General features: G+C 73.1%; 24 protein-coding genes. 13 read left to right on the top strand and 11 right to left on the bottom strand.

Translation table 11 applies throughout. The features are described from left to right. The first annotated feature begins 4 nt into the window (after positions 1-4). On the top strand, positions 5-610 hold the full coding sequence (locus OG618_RS16770; protein ID WP_329488250.1) for a ScbR family autoregulator-binding transcription factor: 606 nt from the start codon (positions 5-7) through the stop codon (positions 608-610). A 48-nt stretch (positions 611-658) separates the two neighbouring features. Here OG618_RS16770 and OG618_RS16765 read toward each other — a convergent pair whose 3' ends face one another. The 4 genes from OG618_RS16765 to OG618_RS16750 all read right to left on the bottom strand — a co-directional run bounded on the left by OG618_RS16765 (position 659) and on the right by OG618_RS16750 (position 4231). Further along, positions 659-1282 carry a ScbR family autoregulator-binding transcription factor gene (locus OG618_RS16765; RefSeq protein ID WP_329488249.1) on the bottom strand — a complete coding sequence of 208 codons (624 nt, stop codon included), beginning with the start codon at positions 1280-1282 and terminating at the stop codon, positions 659-661. A 237-nt stretch (positions 1283-1519) separates the two neighbouring features. Continuing rightward, positions 1520-1732 (bottom strand): acyl-CoA carboxylase epsilon subunit, encoded by a 213-nt coding sequence (locus OG618_RS16760; protein WP_329488248.1) that lies wholly within the window; start codon positions 1730-1732, stop codon positions 1520-1522. A 60-nt stretch (positions 1733-1792) separates the two neighbouring features. Then, a complete protein-coding gene (locus OG618_RS16755) occupies positions 1793-3394 on the bottom strand; it encodes an acyl-CoA carboxylase subunit beta (protein WP_329488246.1) in 1602 nt (533 codons plus the stop codon). 441 nt (positions 3395-3835) lie between these two features. After that, a complete protein-coding gene (locus tag OG618_RS16750) occupies positions 3836-4231 on the bottom strand; it encodes a PLD nuclease N-terminal domain-containing protein (protein ID WP_329488244.1) in 396 nt (131 codons plus the stop codon). Positions 4232-4344: 113 nt separating this feature from the next. On the opposite strand from OG618_RS16750, the gene OG618_RS16745 reads away from it, so the two are divergent. Beyond that, positions 4345-5796, top strand: coding sequence for a menaquinone biosynthesis decarboxylase (locus OG618_RS16745; protein WP_329488243.1), 1452 nt, complete (start codon positions 4345-4347; stop codon positions 5794-5796). Further along, positions 5793-6701 (top strand): menaquinone biosynthesis prenyltransferase MqnP, encoded by a 909-nt coding sequence (mqnP, locus tag OG618_RS16740; protein WP_329492146.1) that lies wholly within the window; start codon positions 5793-5795, stop codon positions 6699-6701. The genes OG618_RS16745 and mqnP overlap by 4 nt, the downstream gene beginning before the upstream one ends. Positions 6702-6759: 58 nt before the next feature. Here mqnP and OG618_RS16735 read toward each other — a convergent pair whose 3' ends face one another. Further along, a complete protein-coding gene (locus OG618_RS16735; protein WP_329488242.1) occupies positions 6760-6972 on the bottom strand; it encodes a DUF4287 domain-containing protein in 213 nt (70 codons plus the stop codon). A 285-nt stretch (positions 6973-7257) separates the two neighbouring features. Here OG618_RS16735 and OG618_RS16730 point away from each other — a divergent pair, with 285 nt between their 5' ends. Continuing rightward, complete coding sequence (locus OG618_RS16730; RefSeq protein WP_329488241.1) at positions 7258-7878, top strand: DJ-1/PfpI family protein; 621 nt, start codon at positions 7258-7260, stop codon at positions 7876-7878. Positions 7879-7888: 10 nt separating this feature from the next. Here the strand turns inward: OG618_RS16730 and OG618_RS16725 are convergent, their stop codons facing one another. Then, on the bottom strand, positions 7889-8383 hold the full coding sequence (locus OG618_RS16725) for a GNAT family N-acetyltransferase (protein WP_329488239.1): 495 nt from the start codon (positions 8381-8383) through the stop codon (positions 7889-7891). 117 nt (positions 8384-8500) lie between these two features. Between OG618_RS16725 and OG618_RS16720 the strand changes: the two genes are divergently transcribed. Then, the gene (locus tag OG618_RS16720; protein ID WP_329488238.1) at positions 8501-9388 is read left to right on the top strand and encodes an ATP-grasp domain-containing protein; all 888 of its coding nucleotides are present in this window, start codon (positions 8501-8503) and stop codon (positions 9386-9388) included. A gap of 31 nt (positions 9389-9419) precedes the next feature. On the opposite strand, the gene gcvH is transcribed toward OG618_RS16720, so the two are convergent. Further along, on the bottom strand, positions 9420-9818 hold the full coding sequence (gene gcvH / locus OG618_RS16715) for a glycine cleavage system protein GcvH (RefSeq protein ID WP_329488237.1): 399 nt from the start codon (positions 9816-9818) through the stop codon (positions 9420-9422). A gap of 171 nt (positions 9819-9989) precedes the next feature. On the opposite strand from gcvH, the gene OG618_RS16710 reads away from it, so the two are divergent. Next, positions 9990-10382, top strand: a complete 393-nt coding sequence (locus OG618_RS16710) for a VOC family protein (protein ID WP_329488236.1) — start codon at positions 9990-9992, stop codon at positions 10380-10382. Positions 10383-10397: 15 nt separating this feature from the next. Here the strand turns inward: OG618_RS16710 and OG618_RS16705 are convergent, their stop codons facing one another. Both OG618_RS16705 and OG618_RS16700 read right to left on the bottom strand, forming a co-directional pair. Next, complete coding sequence (locus OG618_RS16705) at positions 10398-11108, bottom strand: MOSC domain-containing protein (protein WP_329488235.1); 711 nt, start codon at positions 11106-11108, stop codon at positions 10398-10400. Between the two features lie 57 nt (positions 11109-11165). Next, the gene (locus tag OG618_RS16700; protein WP_329488234.1) at positions 11166-11909 is read right to left on the bottom strand and encodes a cyclase family protein; all 744 of its coding nucleotides are present in this window, start codon (positions 11907-11909) and stop codon (positions 11166-11168) included. 67 nt (positions 11910-11976) lie between these two features. Here OG618_RS16700 and OG618_RS16695 point away from each other — a divergent pair, with 67 nt between their 5' ends. The 6 genes from OG618_RS16695 to OG618_RS16670 all read left to right on the top strand — a co-directional run bounded on the left by OG618_RS16695 (position 11977) and on the right by OG618_RS16670 (position 17926). Next, positions 11977-12630: a UbiX family flavin prenyltransferase gene (locus OG618_RS16695; RefSeq protein WP_329488233.1), complete on the top strand. Its 654-nt coding sequence runs from the start codon at positions 11977-11979 to the stop codon at positions 12628-12630. Positions 12631-12771: 141 nt separating this feature from the next. Beyond that, complete coding sequence (locus OG618_RS16690; protein ID WP_329488232.1) at positions 12772-13233, top strand: Lrp/AsnC family transcriptional regulator; 462 nt, start codon at positions 12772-12774, stop codon at positions 13231-13233. A 4-nt stretch (positions 13234-13237) separates the two neighbouring features. Then, positions 13238-14200, top strand: a complete 963-nt coding sequence (locus tag OG618_RS16685) for a threonine ammonia-lyase (protein ID WP_329488231.1) — start codon at positions 13238-13240, stop codon at positions 14198-14200. Positions 14201-14262: 62 nt separating this feature from the next. Beyond that, on the top strand, positions 14263-15426 hold the full coding sequence (gene mqnE, locus OG618_RS16680; RefSeq protein ID WP_329488230.1) for an aminofutalosine synthase MqnE: 1164 nt from the start codon (positions 14263-14265) through the stop codon (positions 15424-15426). Between the two features lie 125 nt (positions 15427-15551). Next, complete coding sequence (locus OG618_RS16675) at positions 15552-16850, top strand: L,D-transpeptidase family protein (protein WP_329488229.1); 1299 nt, start codon at positions 15552-15554, stop codon at positions 16848-16850. Positions 16851-16981: 131 nt separating this feature from the next. After that, complete coding sequence (locus OG618_RS16670) at positions 16982-17926, top strand: beta-ketoacyl-ACP synthase III (RefSeq protein WP_329488228.1); 945 nt, start codon at positions 16982-16984, stop codon at positions 17924-17926. A gap of 272 nt (positions 17927-18198) precedes the next feature. Here the strand turns inward: OG618_RS16670 and OG618_RS16665 are convergent, their stop codons facing one another. Next, positions 18199-18846, bottom strand: a complete 648-nt coding sequence (locus OG618_RS16665) for a TetR family transcriptional regulator (RefSeq protein WP_329488227.1) — start codon at positions 18844-18846, stop codon at positions 18199-18201. A gap of 426 nt (positions 18847-19272) precedes the next feature. Between OG618_RS16665 and OG618_RS16660 the strand changes: the two genes are divergently transcribed. Continuing rightward, positions 19273-21639, top strand: coding sequence for an outer membrane protein assembly factor BamB family protein (locus OG618_RS16660; RefSeq protein WP_329488226.1), 2367 nt, complete (start codon positions 19273-19275; stop codon positions 21637-21639). 45 nt (positions 21640-21684) lie between these two features. Here OG618_RS16660 and galE read toward each other — a convergent pair whose 3' ends face one another. After that, positions 21685-22671, bottom strand: a complete 987-nt coding sequence (gene galE / locus OG618_RS16655; protein ID WP_329488225.1) for a UDP-glucose 4-epimerase GalE — start codon at positions 22669-22671, stop codon at positions 21685-21687. Positions 22672-22834: the final 163 nt, after the last annotated feature.

Below are 22834 nucleotides of genomic sequence, written 5' to 3'. Positions count from 1 at the left end.
CCGAGTGGTCAAGCAGGAACGCGCGGGTCGGACCAGGCAGGCCGTCCTGCTCGCCGCGGCGGTCACCTTCGCGGACGCGGGGTTCGAGTCCGCCAGCCTGATCGACATCAGCCGCCGGGCGGGCGTCAGCAAGGGCGCGCTCTACTTCCACTTCGTCTCCAAGCAGGCACTCGCCGACGGCGTCCGGGCCGCGGCCGGGCGCGAGATCGGCTCGGCCGCGCTCCGCGCCCTGCGCGGTGGCGGACCGGCCCTCCAGGGCCTGATCGACTTCACGCACGAACTGGCCCGGCTGCTCCGCGAGGACGTCGTGGTCCGGGCCGGAGTCCAGCTCGGCCAGGGCGCCCGGGGCGGCTCGGACGCCTGGCACAGCCTGACCGCCGTGGTCCGGCGGCTGCTGGAGCGCGCGGCGGCGGCCGGCGAGCTGCGCCCGGGGCTGGACCCGCGCCCGGCCGCCGAACTGCTCACCACCCTGGCGGCGGGGCTGGTGCTGCTCGCCCCCGAGGACGCCGACCGGCTCCGCCCGGAGGCGGTGCGGAGCCTGTGGGGAGCGGCGCTGCCCGCGCTGGTCCCGGGGGACCGCTGCGCCGCCTACCGGACCTGCGCGCCGTAGCGCCGCACCCCGCGATCGGCGGCCGCCGCCGGACCGGCCCCCGCCGGATCAGCCGCCGCCCGCGCCCCGCTCGGCCACGCTGAGCCGGGCGAGCGCGTGCGGCTGGACCAGGCCCGGCAGCAGCAGCGTCCAGAGGTCGGTCATCCGCTGGAGGAGGTCCCGGCGGCCGGCCAGCACCTGGGAGCTCAGCTGGATCCCGGTCACCGCCCCGGTGATCACCCCGGCCGCCGCCGCGACGTCCAGGCCCGGGTGCAGGTCGCCGGCCTCCCGGGCCTGCTCCAGCAGCGCGCGTGCCGCGTCCGACCAGCCCTGGTAGGCCTCGATCTGCGGCTGGGTGAAGCTGCCGTGCTCGATCGTCAGCCGGATGCTGCCGCGCACCAGCGGATCGTCCAGCAGGGCGTGGGCGAAGGCGTACCCCAGGTCGATCAGGGTCTGCACCGGGCTGTCGGAGGTCGGCCGCCAGGTGGCGAGCCAGTCGGCCTGGCCCTCGATCACGGCCAGCGCCAGCTCCTCCTTGGAGTGGAAGTGGAAGTACAGCGCCCCCTTGGTGACGCCGGCCCGCTCCAGGATGTCCGCCATGGTGGCCGCGGCGTAGCCGCGTTCGTCGAAGACTTCGGCCGCGGCGAGGAGCACCGCCTGGCGGGTCGCCAGTGCCCGGGCCTGCCTGGCCATCGCAGCCTCCCTGGGTAGTTCGCACGCTCCGGCAGCGGCTGATCCTAGGGCCGAGACGGCGCGGAGATCACATACCGTCCAGTAGGTATTCTACCGAGCCGCCCCGGGCCCGACCGGGACCGTCCGGGGCCGGGACGGGTCCGTCCGGGCCGGGACGCCCGGTGAGCGGGGCCCCGGTACGCCGACGGCCGGCCACCCGGGGAGGGTGGCCGGCCGTCGGGCGGGCGTGTCGGGCCGTCAGGCGGCCTGCTGCCAGCTGACCGGCGAGTAGTACGCCGGGCGGCGCTCCAGGCGCTGCCAGCTGGCGATCGGCTCGATCGGGGCGGCGGCGGCCGCGGCCTGCTGGGCGGCCGCGGCGCGGGCCAGCAGGACGGCGGTCAGGGCGGCGAGTTCCTCGTCGTCGAGGGAGCCGCGGACGATACGGACGAGAGGTTCGGCGGAAGCGGTCATGATTCGGTTTCTCCCCCGGCGCAAGTGTGGTGTGTGGTCGGTGGCGTGGTAACCGCGGTGCTACATCGGCGGGTTGCCGTGCTTACGGGACGGCAGGTCCGCGTGCTTCGTCCGCAGCATGGCCAGCGAGGAGGCCAGGACCTGGCGGGTCTCGGCCGGGTCGATGACGTCGTCCACGAGGCCGCGCTCGGCCGCGTAGTACGGGTGCATCAGTTCGTTCTTGTATTCCTTGATCTTCTGCGCCCGCATCGCCTCGGGGTCCTCGGCGCCGTTGATGTCCCGGCGGAAGATCACGTTGGCGGCGCCCTCGGCGCCCATGACGGCGATCTCGTTGGTCGGCCAGGCGAACGAGAGGTCCGCGCCGATCGAGCGGGAGTCCATCACGATGTACGCGCCGCCGTAGGCCTTGCGCAGGATGAGCTGGATGCGCGGCACGGTGGCGTTGCAGTAGGCGTAGAGGAGCTTGGCGCCGTGCCGGATGATGCCGTCGTGCTCCTGGTCGACGCCGGGCAGGAAGCCGGGCACGTCGAGCATGGTGACCAGCGGGATGTTGAAGGCGTCGCACATCTGGACGAAGCGCGCGGCCTTCTCGCTCGCGTTGATGTCCAGCACGCCGGCCAGCGACTGGGGCTGGTTGGCGATGATGCCGGTGACGTGGCCGTCGATCCGGGCGAGCACGCAGAGCACGTTGGTGGCCCAGCGCTCGTGGACCTCCAGGTACTCGCCGTGGTCGACGATCTCCTCGATCACCTTGCGCATGTCGTACGGGCGGTTGCCGTCGGCCGGCACCAGGTCGAGCAGCACGTCGTTGCGGCGGTCCACCGGGTCGTCGCTGACGACCGTCGGCGGCATCTCGCGGTTGTTCTGCGGCAGCAGCGAGAGGAGGTAGCGGACCTCCTCGATGCAGGACTGCTCGTCGTCGTACGCGAAGTGCGAGACGCCGGAGACCGCGGAGTGGACGTCGGCGCCGCCGAGACCGTTCTGGGTGATCTTCTCGCCGGTCACCGCCTGGACCACGTCCGGGCCGGTGATGAACATCTGCGAGGTCTCGCGGACCATGAAGATGAAGTCGGTCAGGGCCGGGGAGTACGCGGCGCCGCCGGCGCACGGGCCGAGCATCACCGAGATCTGCGGGATGACCCCGGAGGCCCGGGTGTTGCGCTGGAAGATGCCGCCGTAGCCGGCCAGGGCGGTGACGCCCTCCTGGATGCGGGCGCCGGCGCCGTCGTTCAGCGAGACCAGCGGGGCACCGGCCGCGATGGCCATGTCCATGATCTTGTGGATCTTCTGCGCGTGGGCCTCGCCCAGGGCGCCGCCGAAGATCCGGAAGTCGTGGGCGTAGGTGAAGACGGTCCGCCCGTGCACGGTGCCCCAGCCGACGACCACGCCGTCGGTGTGCGGCTTCTTGGCCTCCAGGCCGAAGCCCTGGGCGCGGTGCCGGCGCAGCGGCTCCACCTCGCGGAACGAGCCCTCGTCGAGCAGCAGCTCGATGCGCTCGCGTGCGGTCAGCTTGCCCTTGGCGTGCTGGGCCTCGGTGGCCTTCTCGCTCGGGCCGCGGCGGACCTGGTCGCGCAGTTCGTGCAGCTCGGCGACCCGCCCGTGGGCGTCGGCCGCGATCTCGGGGATCTCGTCGCCGACCGGCGCCTCATGCACAACCGTCATCTCGAACCACTCCAAGGGTGAGGGAACTGTCCGACAGCCAACGTCTGCTGTGCCCCCGGCTGCGAATCACTTTCTTCACTTATGACTGTACGAGGGGCCGCACGCTGGTTTCGGCGTCGATTCCGTACAAGGTCGGGTCCGTTTAGATGTCAGGGCTGCACAGAAACCGGTCGGTGGGACTGCGTACGGTAGGTGTCCGTTCGATTACCCGAAGCCGTCGTCACGGCTTCCGGAAGATGATCTGAACATGAGGGAACGTGCAGGTCAGGGGCGTGCGCCAAGGGGCCGGGCGGGGCGCTCCGCAGGGGGCCGCCGACGGCCGCCGGGCGGTCGCGGCGGGCGCGGCGCAGCGGGTCGGCGCGTCCGCCACTCGTAGGGATGCGCCAAAAACACCGCAGCCCACCCGGAACCGGTCCGGCTGGGCTGTCCGGGGTAGCCGGGTCAGCTCTTCCGGCCGTCCTCCGGCTCGTCCTTGCCGCGCAGCTCCTCCTCGCGGCGGCGCAGATCGGCCTCCCACTGCTTGAGCATGTCCTCGTGCTTCTTGTCGTCCTTCTTCAACGAGGCGAGGAACTCGGGGTCGTCGTCCGGCGCGAGCGGCCGGCCGCCGCGCGGGCGCTCGTACTCCGGGGAGCCGCCGGGGCCGCCGGTCACCGCCGCGCCGCGCCGCTTGCCGGCCACCAGCCAGGCGATCGAGCCGACCAGCGGGAAGAGCAGCACGATGATCACCCAGACCACCTTGGGCAGGTGCTTCACCTCGTCCTCGGGCGTGGTCAGGCAGTCGATGAACGCCCACACCCAGAGGGCGAGCGGGAGTACGAAGGTCAGGATCCTCAGCACGGCGGCGATCTCCCCCGGCGACGGCGGTTTGCGGCGGGCGGCCCGGAAGCGGTGGACGGCTTCACGGGGGCCCTTGACCGAGCCAGGCTATCGGGTGGCGGATACTGGCTGGCATGGCATACGACGATCTCCGCTCGTTTCTGCGGGCCCTCGACCGCGAGGGCGATCTCAAGCGCATCAAGGCCGAGGTGGACCCCCATCTGGAGATCGGCGAGATCGTCGACCGGGTGCAGAAGGCCAAGGGCCCGGCCCTGCTGTTCGAGAACGTCAAGGGCTCGTCGATGCCACTGGCGATGAACGTCTTCGGCACCGAGGCCCGGCTCGCCAAGTCGCTCGGCCTCAAGGGGCCCGAGGACATCGCCGAGAAGATCGCGGGGCTGCTCAAGCCGGAGCTGCCGCAGGGCTTCACCGGCTTCCGGGACGCCTTCGGCAAGCTCGCCTCGATGGCCCACGTGCCGCCGAAGAACGTCAAGGACGCCCCGGTCCAGGAGGTCGTGCTCACCGGCGACGACGTCGACCTGGACGCCCTGCCGGCCCTGTTCACCTGGCCGCTGGACGGCGGCTCCTTCTTCAACCTGGGCCTGACCCACACCAAGGACCCGGACAGCGGCGTGCGCAACCTGGGCCTCTACCGGCTCCAGCGGCACGACCGGCGGACCATCGGCATGCACTGGCAGATCCACAAGGACAGCCGCAACCACTACGCGGTGGCCGCGAAGCGCGGCGAGCGGCTGCCGGTCGCGATCGCCTTCGGCTGCCCGCCGGCCGTCACCTACGCCGCCACCGCGCCGCTGCCCGGTGACATCGACGAGTACCTGTTCGCCGGTTTCGTGGCGGGGGAGCGGGTGCGGATGGTCGACTGCAAGACCGTCCCGCTGCAGGTCCCGGCCGACGCCGAGGTGGTGCTGGAGGGCTGGCTGGAGCCCGGCGAGATGCTGCCCGAGGGTCCGTTCGGCGACCACACCGGCTTCTACACGCCGCAGGAGCCCTTCCCGGCGCTGACGATCGACTGCGTGACGATGCGCCGCCGGCCGATCCTGCAGTCCATCGTGGTGGGCCGGCCGCCGACCGAGGACGGCCCGCTGGGCAAGTTCACCGAGCGGTTCTTCCTGCCGCTGCTGAAGATCATCATCCCGGACATCGTCGACTACGACCTGCCCGAGGCCGGCGGCTTCCACAACTGCGTGATCGTCTCGATCGACAAGAAGTACCCCAAGCACGCCCAGAAGACGATGCACGCCATCTGGGGCGCCCACATGATGTCGCTGACCAAGCTGATCATCGTGGTGGACTCCGACTGCGACGTGCACGACTACCAGGAAGTCGCCTGGCGGGCCTTCGGCAACGTCGACTACAGCCGGGACCTCACCGTCGTGGAGGGCCCGGTCGACCACCTCGACCACGCCTCCTACCAGCAGTTCTGGGGCGGCAAGGCCGGTATCGACGCGACCCGGAAGCTGCCCGAGGAGGGCTACACGCGCGACGGCGGCTGGCCGGAGATGGTCTCCTCCGACCCGGCCACCGCCGCCCTGGTGGACCGCCGCTGGAAGGAGTACGGGCTCTGATGAGTACCGCCGCCGCCCTCCCCGACGTCCCGCCCGGCAAGGTCAAGGCGTTCCTGCGGCTGGTGATGATCGAGCACTCGGTCTTCGCCCTGCCCTTCGCCTACATCGCCGCGCTGACGGCCATGTTCCTCGCCGACGAGCGGGTGCACTGGGCCGAACTGTTCATCGTCACGGTCTGCATGGTCGGACTGCGGACCTTCGCGATGGCCGCCAACCGGATCATCGACCGCGAGATCGACGCCCGCAACCCGCGCACCGCCGGGCGCGAACTGGTCACCGGCGCGGTGTCGGTGAAGACGGCGTACATCGGCTCGGCGGTCGCGCTGGTGGTCTTCCTCGGCGCCGCCGCGCTGCTCAACCCGCTCTGCCTGGCGCTGGCGCCGGTCGCCGTCGTGCCGATGGTGGTCTACCCGTACGGCAAGCGGTTCACCGACTTCCCGCAGGCGATCCTCGGCCTGGCCCAGGCGATGGGCCCGGTCGGCGCCTGGCTCGCCGTCACCGGCTCCTGGTCCTGGGACGCGGTCGTGCTCGGCGTGGCGGTGGGCATCTGGATCGGCGGCTTCGACCTGATCTACGCCTGCCAGGACGTCGCCTCCGACCGCTCGGGGGGCGTGCGTTCGGTGCCGGCGCGCTTCGGCGTCCCGGCGGCGATCCGCGGCGCCCGCGCCTGTCACGTGCTGACCACGCTGCTGCTCGGCTGGTACGCCGTGCTGACCGACGCCGGTCCGGCGTTCTGGGTCGGCCTGCTCGTGGTGGCCGGGGCGTTCGTCTACGAGCACACCATCGTGAAGCCCCACGACCTGTCGAAGCTGAACCGGGCGTTCTTCCAGACCAACGGCTTCGTCGGCATCTCGCTGTTCTTCTTCGCCCTGGTGGACCTGCTCCTGCGCGGTCTGGGCACCTGACCCGGATCCGCTCGTACCCGGCCGGGGCCCGGACGCCCCGGCCGGGCCTCGGCCCGTGCTACCGGCCGGCGTCCTCGTCGAGGGTGTGCTTCACCAGGGCGTTGGCGTGGCCGTGGCCCAGTCCGTGCTCGGACTTGAGCCAGCCGACCAGTTCGCCGTGCCTGGTCAGCGGCGAGGAGCGGATCAGCTCCTTCCAGTGCGCGACCGGCCGGCCGTACGTCTTCTCGATCGACGGGAAGTAGCTGGCGGGGCCCTTCACGGACGCGGTCACGGGAGTCTCCTGTCGGGGTGTTCGGTCGCCTTCGCGCGGTGCTTACGAGAGTTGGACCGGAGCGGACCGCCGAACTCATCGGTCCGCCGGAGTGACCCGCGTCACAGGGGTGCCCGGTACGCGCTCGGCCCGGCGCAGGACGGCCTCCGGGCCGCCGTCGGGGCCGGGCTCGACGCGCTGCGCTGACGGCCCCCGGTATTCCCCCGCGGCCGCACGATCACTCCATCCCGTGAACCCGGCCGCGCGGCCGACCGGCCCGGGCGGGGCCGCCGTTACGCTGCGCCCATGGACATCGTGATCCCGCTCTTCGACCGTTTCGAGCCGCTCGACGCGATCGGGCCGTACGAGGTCCTCGGCCGTGTCCCGGGCGCCGAGGTGCGCTTCGTCGCGCCCGAGCCGGGGCGGGTCACCGATGCGCTGGGGGCGCTGACGGTCGACGTCCCCACCCGGTACTCGGAGATCGGGTCCTGCGACGTGCTGCTCGTCCCCGGCGGCGCCGGGGCCCGGGCGCTGGTCGCCGACGAGGACTTCCTGGACTGGGTCCGGGCGGTGCACGGGGACAGCGGGTTCACCACCTCGGTCTGCACCGGCGCGCTGGTGCTCGGCGCGGCCGGGCTGCTCAAGGGCCTCACCGCCACCACCCACTGGGCGGCGGTCGCCGAGCTGGAGGCCCATGGCGCCACCTACACCGCCGAGCGGGTCGTCCGCCACGACCGGATCATCACCTCGGCCGGGGTCTCCGCCGGCATCGACATGGCCCTGCGGCTCGCCGCCCTGCTCACCGACGACCTCACCGCCCAGGCCATCCAGCTCTACACCGAGTACGACCCGCAACCCCCGTTCGACACCGGCTCGGTGGCCAAGGCCCCGGCCGCCGTCCTGGAGCGCACCCGCACGCTCGGCTGAGGAGCCGCCGCTACCGTGGGGCGTCGAGGCCGCGCCGGTAGCGCAGACCGGGGCGGCTGTCGACGACGGTCTCCCCGGTCACGGTGAACCCGGTCCGCCGCAGCACCGCCCTGGACGCCGGGTTGTCGAGCGTGGTGACGGCGGTGAGTCCGGTCAGGCCGTACTCCGCGGCGGCCAGGCGGCACACCTCCTCGACGCCCGCCGTCGCCGCGCCCCGGCCGGCGGCGCGCTCGCCGATCCGGTAGCCGAGTTCGGCGCTCCCGGCCGCCACGTCCACCAGGTTGACCCGGCCGAGCAGCTCGCCGCGCTCGTCGACCAGGAGGTGGAAGTGGCAGGCCCCGGTGTCCTGTTCGGCGAGCAGCGCGCGGTGCCGGTCGGCGAACGCCGCGAAGTAGTCGTCCCCGCGGTCGGGGACGGAGCGGGCGAAGTACTCCCGGTTCTCCCGCTCGAAGGCCAGCAGGGCCGGCGCGTGGTCGGCCCGCAGTCGCTCCAGTCTCGTCGTCATGCCCCGAGAGTAGGGGTGGCGTCGACCGGGTGTCCGTCCGTAGGCCGGCTCGCGGACCGCCGCCTCGCCGCTCCCTAGACTCGGAAGATCGTCGACCGGTCGGACGGGAGAGCACGCATGGGTACTGCCAGGATCGCGGTCGTCACCGCCACCGCCGCCGCGGAGTACGACGCCGACCTGCCCCTGATCGTGGACGCCTTGCGGGCGGGCGGCCTGGCGGCCGAGGTGGTGCCCTGGGACGCGGCCGCCCCGGGGTGGGGGGAGTTCGACCTGGCGGTGGTCCGGTCGACCTGGGACTACGCGGAACGCCTCGACGAGTTCCTGGCCTGGGCCGACACGACGGCCCGCGTCACCCGGCTGCACAACCCGGCCCCGGTGGTGCGCTGGAACAGCGACAAGCGCTATCTGTCGGTGCTCGCCGAGCGCGGCGTCCCGGCCGTGCCGACACGGTTCGTCGTCCCCGGCGACCGCTGCGACGAGGCGGACTTCGACCTGGCCCCGGGGGTGGTGGTCAAGCCCGCCGTCTCGGCCGGGGCGCAGGACACCGCCCGCTACGAGCCCGGCCGGGCCGCCGACGCGCTCCGCCACGCCCGGATGCTGCTGGAGCGGGGGCGGACGGTGATGGTGCAGCCGTACCTGCCGCTGGTGGAGGAGGGGGAACGCGCGCTGGTCTTCATCGCGGGAGCCTTCAGCCACGCGATCCGCAAGGGGCCCGTGCTGACCGAGCCCGGGGTGATCGACAACGACCGGATGCCCCACCCCGGCGTCACCCCGTACCTGCCGACCGAGGCGGAACTGCGCACCGCCCGAGCGGCGTTGGCGGCCGTCCCGGCCCCGGAGGCCCTGCTGTTCGCGCGGGTGGACCTGGCGCTGAACGACGCCCGCGAGCCGGTGGTGATGGAACTGGAGCTGATCGAGCCGAACCTGTTCCTGCGGAGCGCCCCGCAGGGGCTGGCACGCCTGGTCGACGCGGTGGCCGCCGAGAGCCGGCGGTCGGCCGGGTAGCCCGCCGCCGTGCCCCGGGGCCGGACGGCGGCTACTCGGCCGTCTCGGACGTGATGTAGTCCTGGTACTCGGCCGCGGTCAGCAGGCCCTCCGGGCCGCTGCCCGCCGCCGGGGTGACCTCGATGATCCAGCCCTCCTCGTACGGGTCCTCGTTGAGCAGCTCGGGGGAGTCGTTCAGTTCCTCGTTCACGACGCTCACCGTGCCGCCCAGCGCCGTGTAGAGCTCGCTCACCGACTTCACGGACTCCACGCTGCCGAACGGCTCGCCGCTCTCGAACACGTCGCCCTGCTTGGGCAGTTCGACGAAGACGATGTCGCCGAGCTGCCTCTGGGCATGGTCCGTGATGCCGATCCGCAGCCGGCCGTTGCCCAGGGACCGCACCCACTCGTGGTCCCTGGAGTACTTCCGGTCGGTCGGAATGTTCGTCATGGGGCTCTCCGAGGGTTCGTCGCCGCGTGGCTGACGGCGCGCCAGCCGCGCGGACGAGCCTGCTACAGATCCCGGGGCCCGGCCGGGACGTTCACTCGCAGGAGTGAGTCCCACCCTCCGGCCCGCGGAGGACAATGGCGGCGAACCGCCCGTCCGCCACCAGGGAGCGCCGTGATCGGCACACTGCAGTGCATCGTCCTCGACTGCCCGGAGCCGGCCGTGCTGGCCCGGTTCTACGCGGCCCTGCTCGGCGGCGAGGTGGACCGGCCGGACCCCCGGTGGTCGCTGGACGGCGCGTGGTCGACCCTGCACGTCGGGGGCGGCCCGGTGCTCTGCTTCCAGGGCGTGGCCGACCACCGGCCGCCGCGCTGGCCCGACCCGGCCCACCCGCAGCAGGCGCACCTGGACATCGACGTGCCGGACCTCGACCGGGCCGAGCGGGAGGTCCTCGCCCTCGGCGCCACCCGGCTGGGCGACGGCGGTGCCTGGAGGATCTACGCCGATCCCGCCGGCCACCCGTTCTGCCTGCTCCCGGCCGCCTCCGGGAGTGGCCCGCAGGCCTGACGGGAGCGGCCCGACTCAGCCGAGTGACAGTTCGTCACCGACGCTGAGGCGCCCGGGAGCCACCACCTCGGCGAGGGCGTCCAGCCGGCCGTCGTGGGCCTGGACGATGGCCTTGAGGATCTCCGGGGCGTGCGGCAGGCCGGGCTGGGCGACGGTGGTCATGGCGCAGCGCTCGCTGGCCCGGACGAAGGAGAGCCGGGCACCGGTGCCGGCGCCGCCCTCGCGGCCGAACCAGCCGTCCTCGACGAACGGCGGGGTGCCGGGCGGTGTCCGCAGCAGGATGTTGGGCCGGAACCGCCGCACGTCCACGACGACGGAGGGCGCGGCCCCGCAGACCCAGTCCAGGGTCGCGGTGGTGAGCACGCTGACCGGCAGCTGGTCGAAGTGCGAGACGGCGTCCTCGCGGGCGAGCGCGACGTCCGGGCGCTGGAGGTAGGCGCGCAGGAAGGTGGTGGGATCGGCGACCGGCCGGCCCAACGGGTCGAACAGCTCGGGGCCGTCGAGCCGGCGGCCGAGCCGGGAGGAGAGCCGCAGCAGGCCGTCCATCCGGCGGAAGCGCCGGGTGTTCTTGCCGGAGCCCAGCTTCCCGGCGCCGTCGCGCACCGCGTAGAGGCGGTCGCCGGCCAGGCCGCGCTCGTCCAGCTCGACGGAGTCGAGCCGCTCGCCGCCGGTGGACTTCACGGGGTAGCGCCAGAGCTGCTCGATCACTCCGATGATCTCTGCCATGGCGCGCAAGCGTAGCGGCGCCCGCCGGGGATGGTCTAGACCAAGTGCCGACGAGCGTCAGCCCAGTCGCGCCACCGCCCGGACGGGCGCGCCGTCGGCGGCCACCAGACGCAGCGGGAACAGCGACACCTCCACCGGCCGGCCGGCCTGCTGGGCGTCCAGCAGCGCCCGCAGATCGGTCAGGTTCTCGGCGATCACGCCCCCGCCGGAGGCCCCGAGCAGCACCCGGTGCGCGGCCAGCGTGGGCTCCGGGGCGGCGGGTTGGTCGTGCTCGTCGGTCAGGTCGGCCAGCAGCGCGGCGACCGCCGGGTCGCCCGGGCCCGGGTCGGGGGTGGGGTCGACGCTGAGCGCGTCCACCCCCACCGTCCGCACCCCGGCGGCGACGATCGCCTCGGCCGCCGCCGCGCTCAGGCTGGGATGGGCCAGGTAGACGTCGGTGCCCCAGTGCCGGGCCCAGCCGGTGGCCAGCAGCAGCACGGTGCCCTCGCCCGCCCGCTCCAGCGCCGGGGTGAGCTGCTCCGGCGTCACCTCGGCCCGCGGCTCCAGCCCCCGCAGGTCGGCGACGACGGCCGGCCCGGTGAAGCGCTCCAGCGGGAGTCCGTCCAGGGTGGGCCAGGTGACGTCCACGTGGTACGGCGCGTCCACATGGGTGCCGGACTGCGAGCCGAGGTGCACGGCCAGCACGTTCACCCCGGCGGTGGCGGTGGTGAGCACGGGCGTCAGGACGACGGCCGGATCGCCGGGGTAGACCGGCATCGCGGTGGTCACCTGATGGGTGAGGTCGACGAGGGTCGCTGCCATGGCGCCCATCCTCGCAGGGGTGAACGCGGATGGGCCCGCCCCGGGGGCCGCCGTATAGAAAGGGGCCATGGGAACAGAAACGCGTCAGCCATGGGTGGTCGGGGTCTCGGGCGCCTCCGGTACGCCGTACGCCGCCTCGGTGATCCGGGCGCTGCTCGCCGCCGGGGAGCCGGTGGACCTCGTGGTCAGCCGGGCCGCCCGGCTGACCATCCTGGACGAGACCGGCATCTCCTTCCGGGACGCGCACTGGCGCGCCGACCTCGCGGCCTGGCTGGGCGGCGACGAGGGCCTCGACGACGTCCGGTACTGGTCGTCCGGGGACTTCGCGGCCGGGCCGTCCAGCGGCTCCTACCCGGCCAAGGGCATGCTGGTCGTCCCCGCGACCACCGGCGCGGTGGCCGGGATCGCGCTCGGCCTGAGCAAGGACCTGCTCCAGCGGGCCGCCAGCGTCACCCTCAAGGAGCGCCGGCCGCTGGTGGTCTGCGTCCGGGAGGCGCCGCTCAACGGGGTGGCCCTGAAGCACCTGGTCGAGCTGGACGCGCAGGGCGCCGTCGTGCTCCCCGCCTCGCCCGGTTTCTACGCCGGCGGCTCCACCGTCCGCGAACTGGTCGATTTCGTGGCCGGCCGGGTCCTGGACGCCGTCGGCGTCCCGCACACGCTGTACCGGCGCTGGGAGGGCGAGTTGGGCGCGGCCGCCCGCCCGGCAGGCCAGGGCGGGTGAAGGCCGGTCCCGGGGGGAGTGGGCGGCCCCGGGGCAGGAGAGTATGTTCTCTGCGATATCCGGGTTGTTCCGCGCACGGCGCCTTTGAATCCGGATAATGATCTGTGGGTCTGGTGAGGTTCGGAAGGACGCGGACGGTATATGGACACGGTGGACAGACAGCTCATCCAGGCGCTCCGGGAGAACGGCCGCGCGTCCTACGCCGAGCTGGGCCGACTGGTGGGCCTCTCCGGCCCGAGCGTCACGGACCGGATCAACCGTCTGGAGCAGGCCGGGGTCATCACCGGCTACCGCGCGACGGTCAATCCGGCGTCGCTCGGCTTCGGCGTCACGGCCCTGATCGGCCTTCAGCTCACCGACGCGGCCGACCACGAGGACGTCGCGTTCCGGCTGAAGGACCTCGGCGAGGTCGAGGACTGCTGGTTCATCGCCGGTGACGACTCGTACATGCTCAAGGTCCGGGTCTCCGACGTGGAGGGCCTGGAATCGGTGGTCAAGCGGATCTCCGGCACGAAAGGCGTGGCCCGGACCCGTACGACCGTCGTACTCTCCACGAAGTGGGAGAACCGGGTGAGCGAACTCCCGATGGTCGAAGGCGAGTAACACGATGGCACTGGTCGGTCTGGAGGAGCTGCGCGCGGCTCGGCAGCGGATCGCCGGGGTGGCGGTCCGCACCCCGCTGGTCCCCGCCCCCTGGGCGGGCGACGGCGAGCGCCGGCTCTGGCTCAAGCCGGAGAACCTCCAGCCGACCGGCGCCTTCAAGACCCGCGGTGCCTACAACCGCCTCGCCGCGCTCGACGACGAGGAGCGGGCCCGCGGTGTGGTCGCCCAGTCCAGCGGCAACCACGCCCAGGCGGTGGCGTACGCGGCCGGGCTGCTCGGCATCAAGGCCGTGATCGTGATGCCGGACACCTCGCCGGCGGTCAAGGTCGAGGGCACCCGCTCGTTCGGCGCCGAGGTGCTGCTGGTCTCGCCGGAGGAGCGGGACACCGTGCCCGGCGAGCTGGCCGAGCGGCACGGCTACGTCTGGGTGCCGCCCTACGACGACCCGTACATCATCGCGGGCCAGGGCACGGTCGGCCTGGAGATCGCCGAGGACGCCCCGGCCGAGCTGGACACCGTGCTGGTGCCGGTCAGCGGCGGCGGCCTGATCTCCGGCGTCGCGGCCGCCCTCAAGCTCACCCGCCCGGGCATCCGGGTGGTCGGCGTCGAGCCCGAGCTGGCCGCCGACGCCCAGGCCAGCCTGCGGGCCGGCGAGCGGCTGGCCTGGCCGGTCGCCGACACCTACCGGACCATCGCGGACGGGCTGCGCACCCCCTCCGTCGGCGAGCTGCCGTTCCAGCACCTCACCGCGTACGTGGACGACATCGTCACCGTCACCGAGGACGAGATCCGCGCCACGGTGGCCGTGCTGGCCCGGCGCGGCCGGTTGGTCGCGGAGCCCTCCGGCGCGGTCGCCCCGGCGGCGTACTTCCACCGCGCGGGCGAGATCGGTGGCCGCGCGGTGGCCGCCGTGGTCAGCGGTGGGAACATCGATCCGGCGCTGCTCGCGGAGCTGCTCGCGGCGTGACGCCGGCATAGGCGTACGCTCGGTCCGGCAACGATTCGAAGTCGGAGGAGGCGGGGCACCGCATGGACGCAGGGCTCAAGCGCGAGCTGGAGGCGAAGGTCTACGCGGGTGAGCGGCTGACCCGCGAGGACGGGATCGCGCTCTACGAGAGCGACGACCTGGCCTGGCTGGGTGGTCTGGCCCACCACGTGCGGACGCGGAAGAACGGCGACGTCGTCCACTTCAACGTCAACCGCCACCTCAACATGACCAATGTGTGCAACGCGTCCTGCGCGTACTGCTCGTTCCAGCGCAAGCCGGGCGAGAAGGACGCGTACACGATGCGCATCGAGGAGGCCGTCCGCCTCGCCAAGGCGATGGAGGTCGACTCCCTCACCGAGCTGCACATCGTCAACGGGCTGCACCCGACCCTGCCGTGGCGCTACTACCCGCGCTCGCTGCGGGAGCTGAAGGCGGCCCTGCCGAACGTCTCGCTGAAGGCCTTCACCGCCACCGAGATCCACTGGTTCGAGAAGATCAGCGGCCTGCCGGCCGACGAGATCCTGGACGAGCTGATCGACGCCGGCCTTGAGTCGCTGACCGGCGGCGGCGCGGAGATCTTCGACTGGGAGGTCCGCCAGCACATCGTCGACCACGACACCCACTGGGAGGACTGGTCGCGGATCCACCGCCTCGCGCACAGCAAGGGCCTCAAGACGCCCTCCACCATGCTGTACGGCCACATCGAGGAGCCCCGCCACCGGGTCGACCACGTGCTGCGGCTGCGTGAGCTGCAGGACGAGACCGGCGGTTTCCAGGTCTTCATCCCGCTGCGCTACCAGCACGACTTCCACGACTCCAAGGACGGCGTCGTGCGCAACAAGCTGATGGCGCGCACCGAGATGGCCACCGGTGCCGAGGCGCTGAAGACCTTCGCCGTCTCCCGGCTGCTGTTCGACAACGTGCCGCACGTCAAGGTCTTCTGGGTGATGCACGGCGTCACCACCGCGCAGCTGGCGCTCAGCCACGGCGCGGACGACATGGACGGCTCGGTCGTCGAGTACAAGATCACCCACGACGCGGACAACTTCGGCACGCCGAACAAGCTCGGCCGCGACGACCTGCTCGGGCTGATCCGGGACGCCGGGTTCCGCCCGGTGGAGCGCAACACCCGCTACGAGGTCATCCGGGAGTACGACGGCCCGGACCTGACGCGCCGGGAGACCCCGCAGGCGATGCGCCTCTGACCGGTCCCCGACCGGCTTCCACCGCCTCCCGGGCCGCCCGTCGGCCCGGGAGGCGGTGTTCTTCACCGGGTCCGCACAGGCCCCCGGGTTTCCCAACCGGGTCCGGGTTTGGCAGGATCAGCGCCATGTCCGGTTCCCATCGCGCCACCGCGTACCCGTCGTACGAGCCGATGCACGAGCCGGTGTACGAGGTGCCGCAGCAGTCCTACGGGGTCTACGAGCAGCAGTCCCACCAGGGCTGGGACGCTCCCGCGCAGGCCGTGGCCGACCCGAACCAGCCGTTCCACGACGGCTGGAACGGCTACCCGCAGCAGGACCACTGGAACCACCAGGCCCACCAGGCCCACCAGGCCCACCAGGCCCACCAGAACCACCCGGACCACCAGGCGGTCTACGTCCCGCAGGCCACCGCCGCCGAGGGCTACGACGCCTACGACCGGCCGTTCCAGCCCCAGCCCGTCGAGCCGGTGGCGCCGCTCGCCGCCGCACCGGTCCGGCCCCGGGGCCAGGCGCCCGCGGCCGACCCGGCCGCCGCCGCGGCCGGTCCCCGGGCGGCCGCCCGCGGCCACCGCCGCAAGCCCAAGAAGAAGCGCGGGGGCAAGGCCGTGACCGCCGGCACCGCGCTGCTGCTCGCGGCCGCCGCGGGCTGGTACACCGTCGGCCAGGACTCCGGCCACCCGGGCGTGACCGCCGCCGACGGCCCCGGTCCGGAGGGCGTCTCCGCCCCGGACCAGCCTTCCCCGGCCGCCGCCGCGCCGGCCGCCCAGGCCGCGAGCGACCGGCACACCGGAGCCCCCGCCGCCGACCGCAGCGAGTCCCGCCCGGACGGCTCGGTGGCCGCGATACCCGGTCTGGGGGCCGCCTTCACCGCGCGGATACCCGCCGAGACCACCCAGGTCGTGCTCGCCTCCGGTCAGGACAAGGACGCCAACCGGACCGCCGTCACGCTCTGGACCCGCACCGCCGAGGGCCGCTGGCTGGCCGGCGAGACCTGGCAGGGGCACAACGCCAACAAGGGCTGGACCACCGACCACAACGAGGGCGACCTGCGCAGCCCGATCGGGGTCTTCTCGCTCACCGACGCGGGCGGCCGCAACGCCGACCCCGGCAGCCGCCTCCCGTACGACAAGGACGCCAACTTCGTGGTCTCCGGGAAGGGCTTCGCGGGCGAGTCGCTGGCCGGCTCCTTCGACTACGTGATCGCGATCAACTACAACAGGGTGCCCGGCAACTCGCCGCTCGACCCGCGACGACCCAGCGGCTCCTCCAAGGGCGGCGGCATCTGGATCCACGTCGACCACGGCGGCCCGACGCACGGCTGCGTCTCGGTGCCCGAGGACAAGATGGCCCAGCTGATCCGCACCCTCGATCCGGCGGCCCATCCGGTGATCGTGATGGGTGACTCGGCCTCACTGGCCGCCTGAACCGGCCGTCCGGACCGCCGCCACTCCCCAGGCGCCGCAACGGCCCTTGTCGGCCTCCTACAGCTTCCGGGGGCGGATCCTGTAGCCGGTCGCGCCCCGCTGACCAGCGGGTAACCCGGTTGAGTGGCTGTATGAGCGGTTCGCGCATTGTGGCACTCGGCCACTACCAGCCCCCCAAGGTCCTCACCAACGACGACCTGGCGGTGCTGGTCGACACCGACGACGAGTGGATCCGCAGCCGGGTGGGGATCCGGACCCGCCACATCGCCGAGGGTGAGACCCTGGTCGACCTGGCCACCGAGGCGGCCCAGAAGGCGCTGGCCAACAGCGGCCGCTCGGCCGCCGAGATCGACCTGGTCGTGGTCGCCACCTGCACCGCGGTCGAGCGCAGCCCCAACACGGCCGCCGCCGTCGCCGCCCGCCTCGGCGTGCGCGCGCCCGCCGCCTACGACATCAACACGGTCTGCTCGGGCTTCTCCTACGCGCTGGCCACGGCCGACCACGCGATCCGGGCCGGTGCGGCCACCCGCGCGCTGGTGATCGGTGCCGAGCGGATGTCGGACACCCTCGACTGGACCGACCGGACCACCTGCGTGATCTTCGGGGACGGTGCCGGCGCGGCGGTGGTGGAGGCCCAGGAGGAGGGCGCCGAGCCGGGCATCGGCCCGGTGGTCTGGGGCTCGGAGCCGGAGAAGAGCGACGCCGTGGTGATCACCGGCTGGGATCCGGTGATCAGCCAGCAGGGCCAGTCGGTGTTCCGCTGGGCCACCACCCAGATCGCCCCGCTGGCCCGTAAGACCTGCGAGAAGGCCGGCATCGACCCGTCCGAGCTCAAGGGCTTCGTGCCGCACCAGGCGAACCTGCGGATCATCGACGCGATCGCCGCCAAGCTGGGCGCGCCCGACGCGGTGGTCGCCCGGGACGTCGTGGTCTCCGGCAACACCTCGGCCGCGTCCATTCCGCTGGCCTTCTCCAAGATGGTCGAACGCGGCGAGCTGTCGCCCGGCGACCCGGTGCTGCTGTTCGGCTTCGGCGGCGGCCTGGCGTACGCCGGTCAGGTCGTCCGCTGCCCCTAGCGGCCCCCTGAGCCCCCAGGGCACCCCATGGCGCCCCTGGGCGCCTGCTGCGGCCCTTTCGGGCGCCCGGGCGTCCCCGGAGGCCCGGAAGCCCCCTCTCACACGCGCATGCCGGTGGGCGGGCACCCTGCACGGGTGCCCGCCCACCGGCATGTCTGGCACGCTGCGGCACGTCGGCGGACCTCCCCCGAGGACACGGCCGCCGTCCGTCGTTCCCCGGACAGGAGGCCGGGGCTGCGTGCGGAGCGGATGGGTGGGTAGGCGGGATCGGTCTACTTGGGCGGCTTCTTGCCGGTGACACCCAGGTACACCAGGGGAGCGAGGTTGGGCTTCAGGTCCTTGACCTTGACGCCCCACGAGGTGAACGCCTTCTGGTGCTCGGCCGCCGAGGCGAGCAGCGAGACCAGCGAGCCGGCGACGGCGGCCGGGTCGAGCGACTTGTCGGCCTGGCCCTTCGTCTGGAGCTCCTTGACGGCCTCCGTGAGGGGCTTGGCGACCGCGTTGAGGACCGTCATGCGGATCTTGAAGAACCGCTTGTCCCCTTCGGCGGCACCGAGCGTGACCACTCGGAGAATGGCGTCGTTCTTGCGCCAGAAGGCGAGGAATCCGTCGACCAGTTCTTCCGAAGTGGTCGTGCCGGACTTCCCTGCCCAGGACTTTCCGGCCACCAGCTCTTTGAGGGTGTCGGAGTCCTTGGCCATTTCCTCGGCGATTTCGAGGACTGCGCCCTCGACATCCGGGAAGTACTGGTAGAAGGTCGCGGGGGAGGTACCCGCCATACGGGCGACGTCGATGACCTTGACGTCCCGATAGGGCGACGTGCTGAGCATCTCGCGGAGGCAGTCGAGCAGCTTCTGCCGCGTCTCCTGTCCGCGTCGCCCGGCGACGCGACCGTCGACGGTGCGAACTTGTCCTGTCATGCCGTCAGCTTACCGTGGCACGATCTTGGCGCGATTCGGTGATGCGACTATTACTCCGCACGGGGGGTTGCTATAGGGGGCGTGAACGACTTCGGACGGATATTCATCGGGCTCCGGAGGCGCCTGTTGAAGCCCCCCCGTGTGCTTATGACCCCACAGCGTGACGGACCCTCCGCTGAGGGGTGGTCGAGTGACAGAGCGTGACGACCGCGGCCGGATCCGAGGTGCCCGAAAAAGAGTTGCGGGCATCTCGTGTGCAAGCCGCAGGCGGAGCGGGCGTCAGAATCCGGCCGTTCCGGCGGCACTGACCGGACGGTGAGCCGGAGGGGCCTCTGGGCGGGGGAGGTTGGAGTTGACCGGGGCGGCATTGGAGAATCGGCTGCGGCACCCCGTGGCGGGTGCGGAAGACGGGGAGGTGGCAGCGGAGTGGACCAGCTGACGGCGCACGATCCGAGGCGGATCGGGCCCTTCGAGGTGCTGGGGCGGCTCGGCGCGGGCGGGATGGGCCTGGTCTACCTGGCGCGCTCCGCGTCCGGCCGGCGAGTGGCCATCAAGACCGTCCGGGGGGAGCTGGCCGAGGACGAGCTGTTCCGGGTCCGTTTCGCCCGGGAGATCGCGGCCGCCAAGACGGTGGGCGGGTTCTACACCGCCGCCGTGGTCGACGCCGACGCCGACGCCCGGGTGCCCTGGCTGGCCACCGCGTACGTCCCGGCGCCGTCCCTGGAGGACCTGGTCACCGAGTGCGGGCCGCTGCCCGCGGGGGCGGTGCGCTGGCTGGTGGCCGGCATCGCGGAGGCGCTCCAGTCCATCCACGCGGCCGGGCTGGTCCACCGTGACCTCAAGCCCTCCAACGTGCTGGTGGTCGAGGACGGTCCGCGGGTGATCGACTTCGGCATCGCCGCCGGCGTCTCCAGCACCCGGCTCACCATGACCAACGTCGCGGTCGGCACCCCGGCGTACATGTCGCCGGAGCAGGCCCGGGACAGCCGTGGCGTCACCGGTGCCAGCGATGTCTTCTCGCTCGGGTCGCTGCTGGTCTTCTGCGCCACCGGGCACCCGCCGTACCGGGGCGCCAACCCGGTCGAGACGGTCTTCCAGCTGCTGCGCGACCAGCCCGACCTCTCCGGCCTGCCGGCCGAGCTGGTGGACCTGGTGCGCGCCTGCATGCGGCCCTCCCCGGAGCACCGGCCCTCGCCGGCGCAGATCCAGGCCGAGCTGGCCCCGCACCTGTTCTCCCGTGACGACGCCTCGGGCGAGGCGGGGGACTGGCTGCCGGCCAACGCGCTGGAGCTGATCGAACGCAAGCGCGGCCGCCGCCCGGCCCCGGCGCCCGCCCCCGCTCCGGCGCCCGCGCCGGTGCCGCCGCAGCCGGCCCCGCCGCCCCACCCGCACCAGCCGCTGCCGCCCCAGCGCCCCGCGCAGGACGACCCGCGCCCCCGGCACCCCGCCGAGCGGTACGCGCCGCCCGCGCCCGGGCCGGTGCACGCGCTGCCCGGGCCGGACACCGAGGCCGCCACCGAGAAGCTCGCCGCCCCCCGCCGCCACCGGGCCCCGGTCGCCGGGGAGAGCGCCGCCGAGGTCCGGCTGCCCGGGGCCTCGGTCCGGATAGGCCCGGGTCCGCGCGCCGAGCAGGCCGGGCCGGGGGCCGCGCCCGCCGAGACGGACTGGGTCCGCCGGGCGACGCCGCCGCCGGTCCAGGCCGCCCGCTGGCGCCCCTGGCGGTTCCGGATGTCCAACGACGTCTGGGGCACCCCGGTGGTCGCCGACGGCACGCTCTTCGTCTCCAGCTTCGAGGTGCACGCCCTGGACGTCGCCTCCGGCCAGCGCCGCTACAAGACCCGGGACGTCGCCTGGGCGCTCGCGGTGGACGCCGGCCGGGTGCACGCCGCCGACGGCCCGCACCTGTACACGGTGGACGTCGCGGACGGCACCGAGCGCTGGCGCAACTCGCTGGACGGCTGGGTCTACTCGCTGGACGCCGCCGACGGCGTGCTCTGCTGCGGCGTCCGGGGCGGCGGGGTGCAGCTGCGCTCGGCGGCCGGCGGTGCCGAGCTGTGGCGCGCCGACGACGCCCAGCAGGACTACGAGAACCCGCAGTCCGGGCCGGCCCTGGTGGGCGGCGCCGCGTACTACTACGGCGGCGGGCGGCTGCGCTGCGTCGATCCGCGCGGTGCGGGCCTGCGCTGGTCCTTCCCGGTGGGCGAGGACGTGCCGTCGCGCCCCGCCGAGCGGGCCGGCGTGCTGTACGTGACGGCCGGCACCCGGGTGTACGCGCTGGACGCGGCCAGCGGCGCCGAGCGCTGGCGCTTCGAGGCGCCGGTGGTGCTCTTCACCCCGCCGACGCTGGACGCGGACGCGATCTACGTCGCCGACTACCTCGGCACGGTCTACGCGCTCGACGCGGCGACCGGCCGGGACCGCTGGCGCGCCGCCACCGGCAACCGGCAGGGCGCCGAGCCGGTGGTCGTCGGGGACGGCATGGTGCTGGTCGGCAGCGGGGACGTGCTCTACGCGTTCGAGGCGGCCACCGGCCGGGAGCGCTGGCGCTACACCGCGCGGGGCGAGATCGTCGGCTCGCCGGCGGTCGCCGACGGCCTGGTCCACCTGGGCAGCCGCGACCACTCGCTGCACACCCTGGACCTGGTGAGCGGTCAGCTGCGGTGGGAACTCGGCACCAAGGGCGAGCTGACCGGCTCGCCGGTGGCGGTCGGCGGGCGGGTCTTCGTCGGCAGCAAGGACCGCTGCGTGTACGCGCTGGACGCCTTCTACGGCACGGCGGTGCCCTCGCACTGAGCCGCCGTCCCGAACGCCTCGCAGGCGGGACCCCGAGGGCCGGCCCTACCGCCTGCGGGCCCCCGGGTGCCGGGCGCACCAGCCCTCCCAGGCCGAGGTCACCATCTCCTCGACCCCGTGGCGGGCCGTCCAGCCCAGCTCGCGGTGGATCAGCTCGGCGGAGGCGACCACCCGGGCCGGGTCGCCGGCGCGGCGCGGGGTGACCTCGCCGGTGGTGTCGTGGCCGGTGACCCGGGCGATCACGTCCAGCATCTCCCGGACGCTGACGCCCTCGCCGCGGCCGATGTTGAGGACCAGCGAGGTCTCGCCGGGCGGGTCGGCGGCGAGCCGCCGGGCGGCCGCCACATGGGCCGAGGCGATGTCCCGGACGTCGATGAAGTCGCGGACGCAGGTGCCGTCCGGGGTGGGGTAGTCGGCGCCGAAGATCAGTGGGGCGCGCCCGGCGGTGAGCCGTTCGAAGACCATCGGGATCAGGTTGTAGGCGCCCTCGTCGGAGAGCTCGGGCGAGGCGGCGCCGGCCACGTTGAAGTAGCGCAGCGAGACGGTGGAGATGCCGTGCGCCCGGCCGACCGCGGACACCAGCCACTCGCCGGCCAGTTTGGTCTCGCCGTAGGGGTTCATCGGGGCGCAGGGGGCCGTCTCGGTGACCAGTTCGACGTCGGGCATGCCGTAGACGGCGGCGGAGGAGGAGAAGAGGAAGCGCGGCACCCCGGCCTCGGCGACGGCCTCCAGCACGTTCTGCAGGCCGGTGAGGTTCTCCCGGTAGTAGTAGAACGGCCGCTCCACCGACTCGCCGACCCGCTTCTTCGCCGCGAAGTGCAGCACGCCCGCGATGTCCTGGGAGCGCAGGGCGGTGTCCAGCGCGGCGCGGTCCAGGGTGGAGCCCTCGATCAGGGTGACTCCCCGCGGCAGCCGGGCGCGGTCGCCGGTGCTGAGGTCGTCCAGTACCGCCACCCGCTCGCCGGCCTCGACCAGCTGGTGCACCACGTGCCTGCCGATGTACCCGGCACCACCGGTGATCAACCAAGTCATGGCGTGAATCCTAGGGCTTGTCCGCCTTGCCCCAGGTCGTGCCCGGTGACGGGCGCGTCGGGGCAATGACTCGGACATATCGGTGAAATGCTGACAAAGATCTCTGTGATCTCGATGGTTCCGCACGGATCTCGACGGCCCCGGTACGGCCGATGGAATCGGA

Source organism: Kitasatospora sp. NBC_01246, from assembly GCF_036226505.1.
Classification (GTDB): domain Bacteria; phylum Actinomycetota; class Actinomycetes; order Streptomycetales; family Streptomycetaceae; genus Kitasatospora.
Note: the sequence above shows the minus strand (reverse complement) of the source record. Positions and strands in the feature narration are given on the sequence as shown.

Excerpts from the sequence above, each read along its gene's own strand:
- OG618_RS16730 (WP_329488241.1), top strand. The coding sequence starts at position 7,258 with ATGGACATCGTGATCCCGCTCTTCGACCGTTTCGAGCCGCTCGACGCG.
- OG618_RS16765 (WP_329488249.1), bottom strand. The coding sequence starts at position 1,282 with ATGGCCAGGCAGGCCCGGGCACTGGCGACCCGCCAGGCGGTGCTCCTC.
- OG618_RS16705 (WP_329488235.1), bottom strand. The coding sequence starts at position 11,108 with ATGGCAGAGATCATCGGAGTGATCGAGCAGCTCTGGCGCTACCCCGTG.
- OG618_RS16755 (WP_329488246.1), bottom strand. The coding sequence starts at position 3,394 with ATGACGGTTGTGCATGAGGCGCCGGTCGGCGACGAGATCCCCGAGATC.
- OG618_RS16685 (WP_329488231.1), top strand. The coding sequence starts at position 13,238 with ATGGCACTGGTCGGTCTGGAGGAGCTGCGCGCGGCTCGGCAGCGGATC.
- galE (WP_329488225.1), bottom strand. The coding sequence starts at position 22,671 with ATGACTTGGTTGATCACCGGTGGTGCCGGGTACATCGGCAGGCACGTG.
- OG618_RS16720 (WP_329488238.1), top strand. The coding sequence starts at position 8,501 with ATGGGTACTGCCAGGATCGCGGTCGTCACCGCCACCGCCGCCGCGGAG.
- OG618_RS16700 (WP_329488234.1), bottom strand. The coding sequence starts at position 11,909 with ATGGCAGCGACCCTCGTCGACCTCACCCATCAGGTGACCACCGCGATG.
- OG618_RS16760 (WP_329488248.1), bottom strand. The coding sequence starts at position 1,732 with ATGACCGCTTCCGCCGAACCTCTCGTCCGTATCGTCCGCGGCTCCCTC.
- OG618_RS16745 (WP_329488243.1), top strand. The coding sequence starts at position 4,345 with ATGGCATACGACGATCTCCGCTCGTTTCTGCGGGCCCTCGACCGCGAG.
- OG618_RS16665 (WP_329488227.1), bottom strand. The coding sequence starts at position 18,846 with ATGACAGGACAAGTTCGCACCGTCGACGGTCGCGTCGCCGGGCGACGC.
- mqnE (WP_329488230.1), top strand. The coding sequence starts at position 14,263 with ATGGACGCAGGGCTCAAGCGCGAGCTGGAGGCGAAGGTCTACGCGGGT.
- OG618_RS16670 (WP_329488228.1), top strand. The coding sequence starts at position 16,982 with ATGAGCGGTTCGCGCATTGTGGCACTCGGCCACTACCAGCCCCCCAAG.
- gcvH (WP_329488237.1), bottom strand. The coding sequence starts at position 9,818 with ATGACGAACATTCCGACCGACCGGAAGTACTCCAGGGACCACGAGTGG.
- OG618_RS16675 (WP_329488229.1), top strand. The coding sequence starts at position 15,552 with ATGTCCGGTTCCCATCGCGCCACCGCGTACCCGTCGTACGAGCCGATG.
- OG618_RS16725 (WP_329488239.1), bottom strand. The coding sequence starts at position 8,383 with ATGACGACGAGACTGGAGCGACTGCGGGCCGACCACGCGCCGGCCCTG.
- OG618_RS16695 (WP_329488233.1), top strand. The coding sequence starts at position 11,977 with ATGGGAACAGAAACGCGTCAGCCATGGGTGGTCGGGGTCTCGGGCGCC.
- OG618_RS16690 (WP_329488232.1), top strand. The coding sequence starts at position 12,772 with ATGGACACGGTGGACAGACAGCTCATCCAGGCGCTCCGGGAGAACGGC.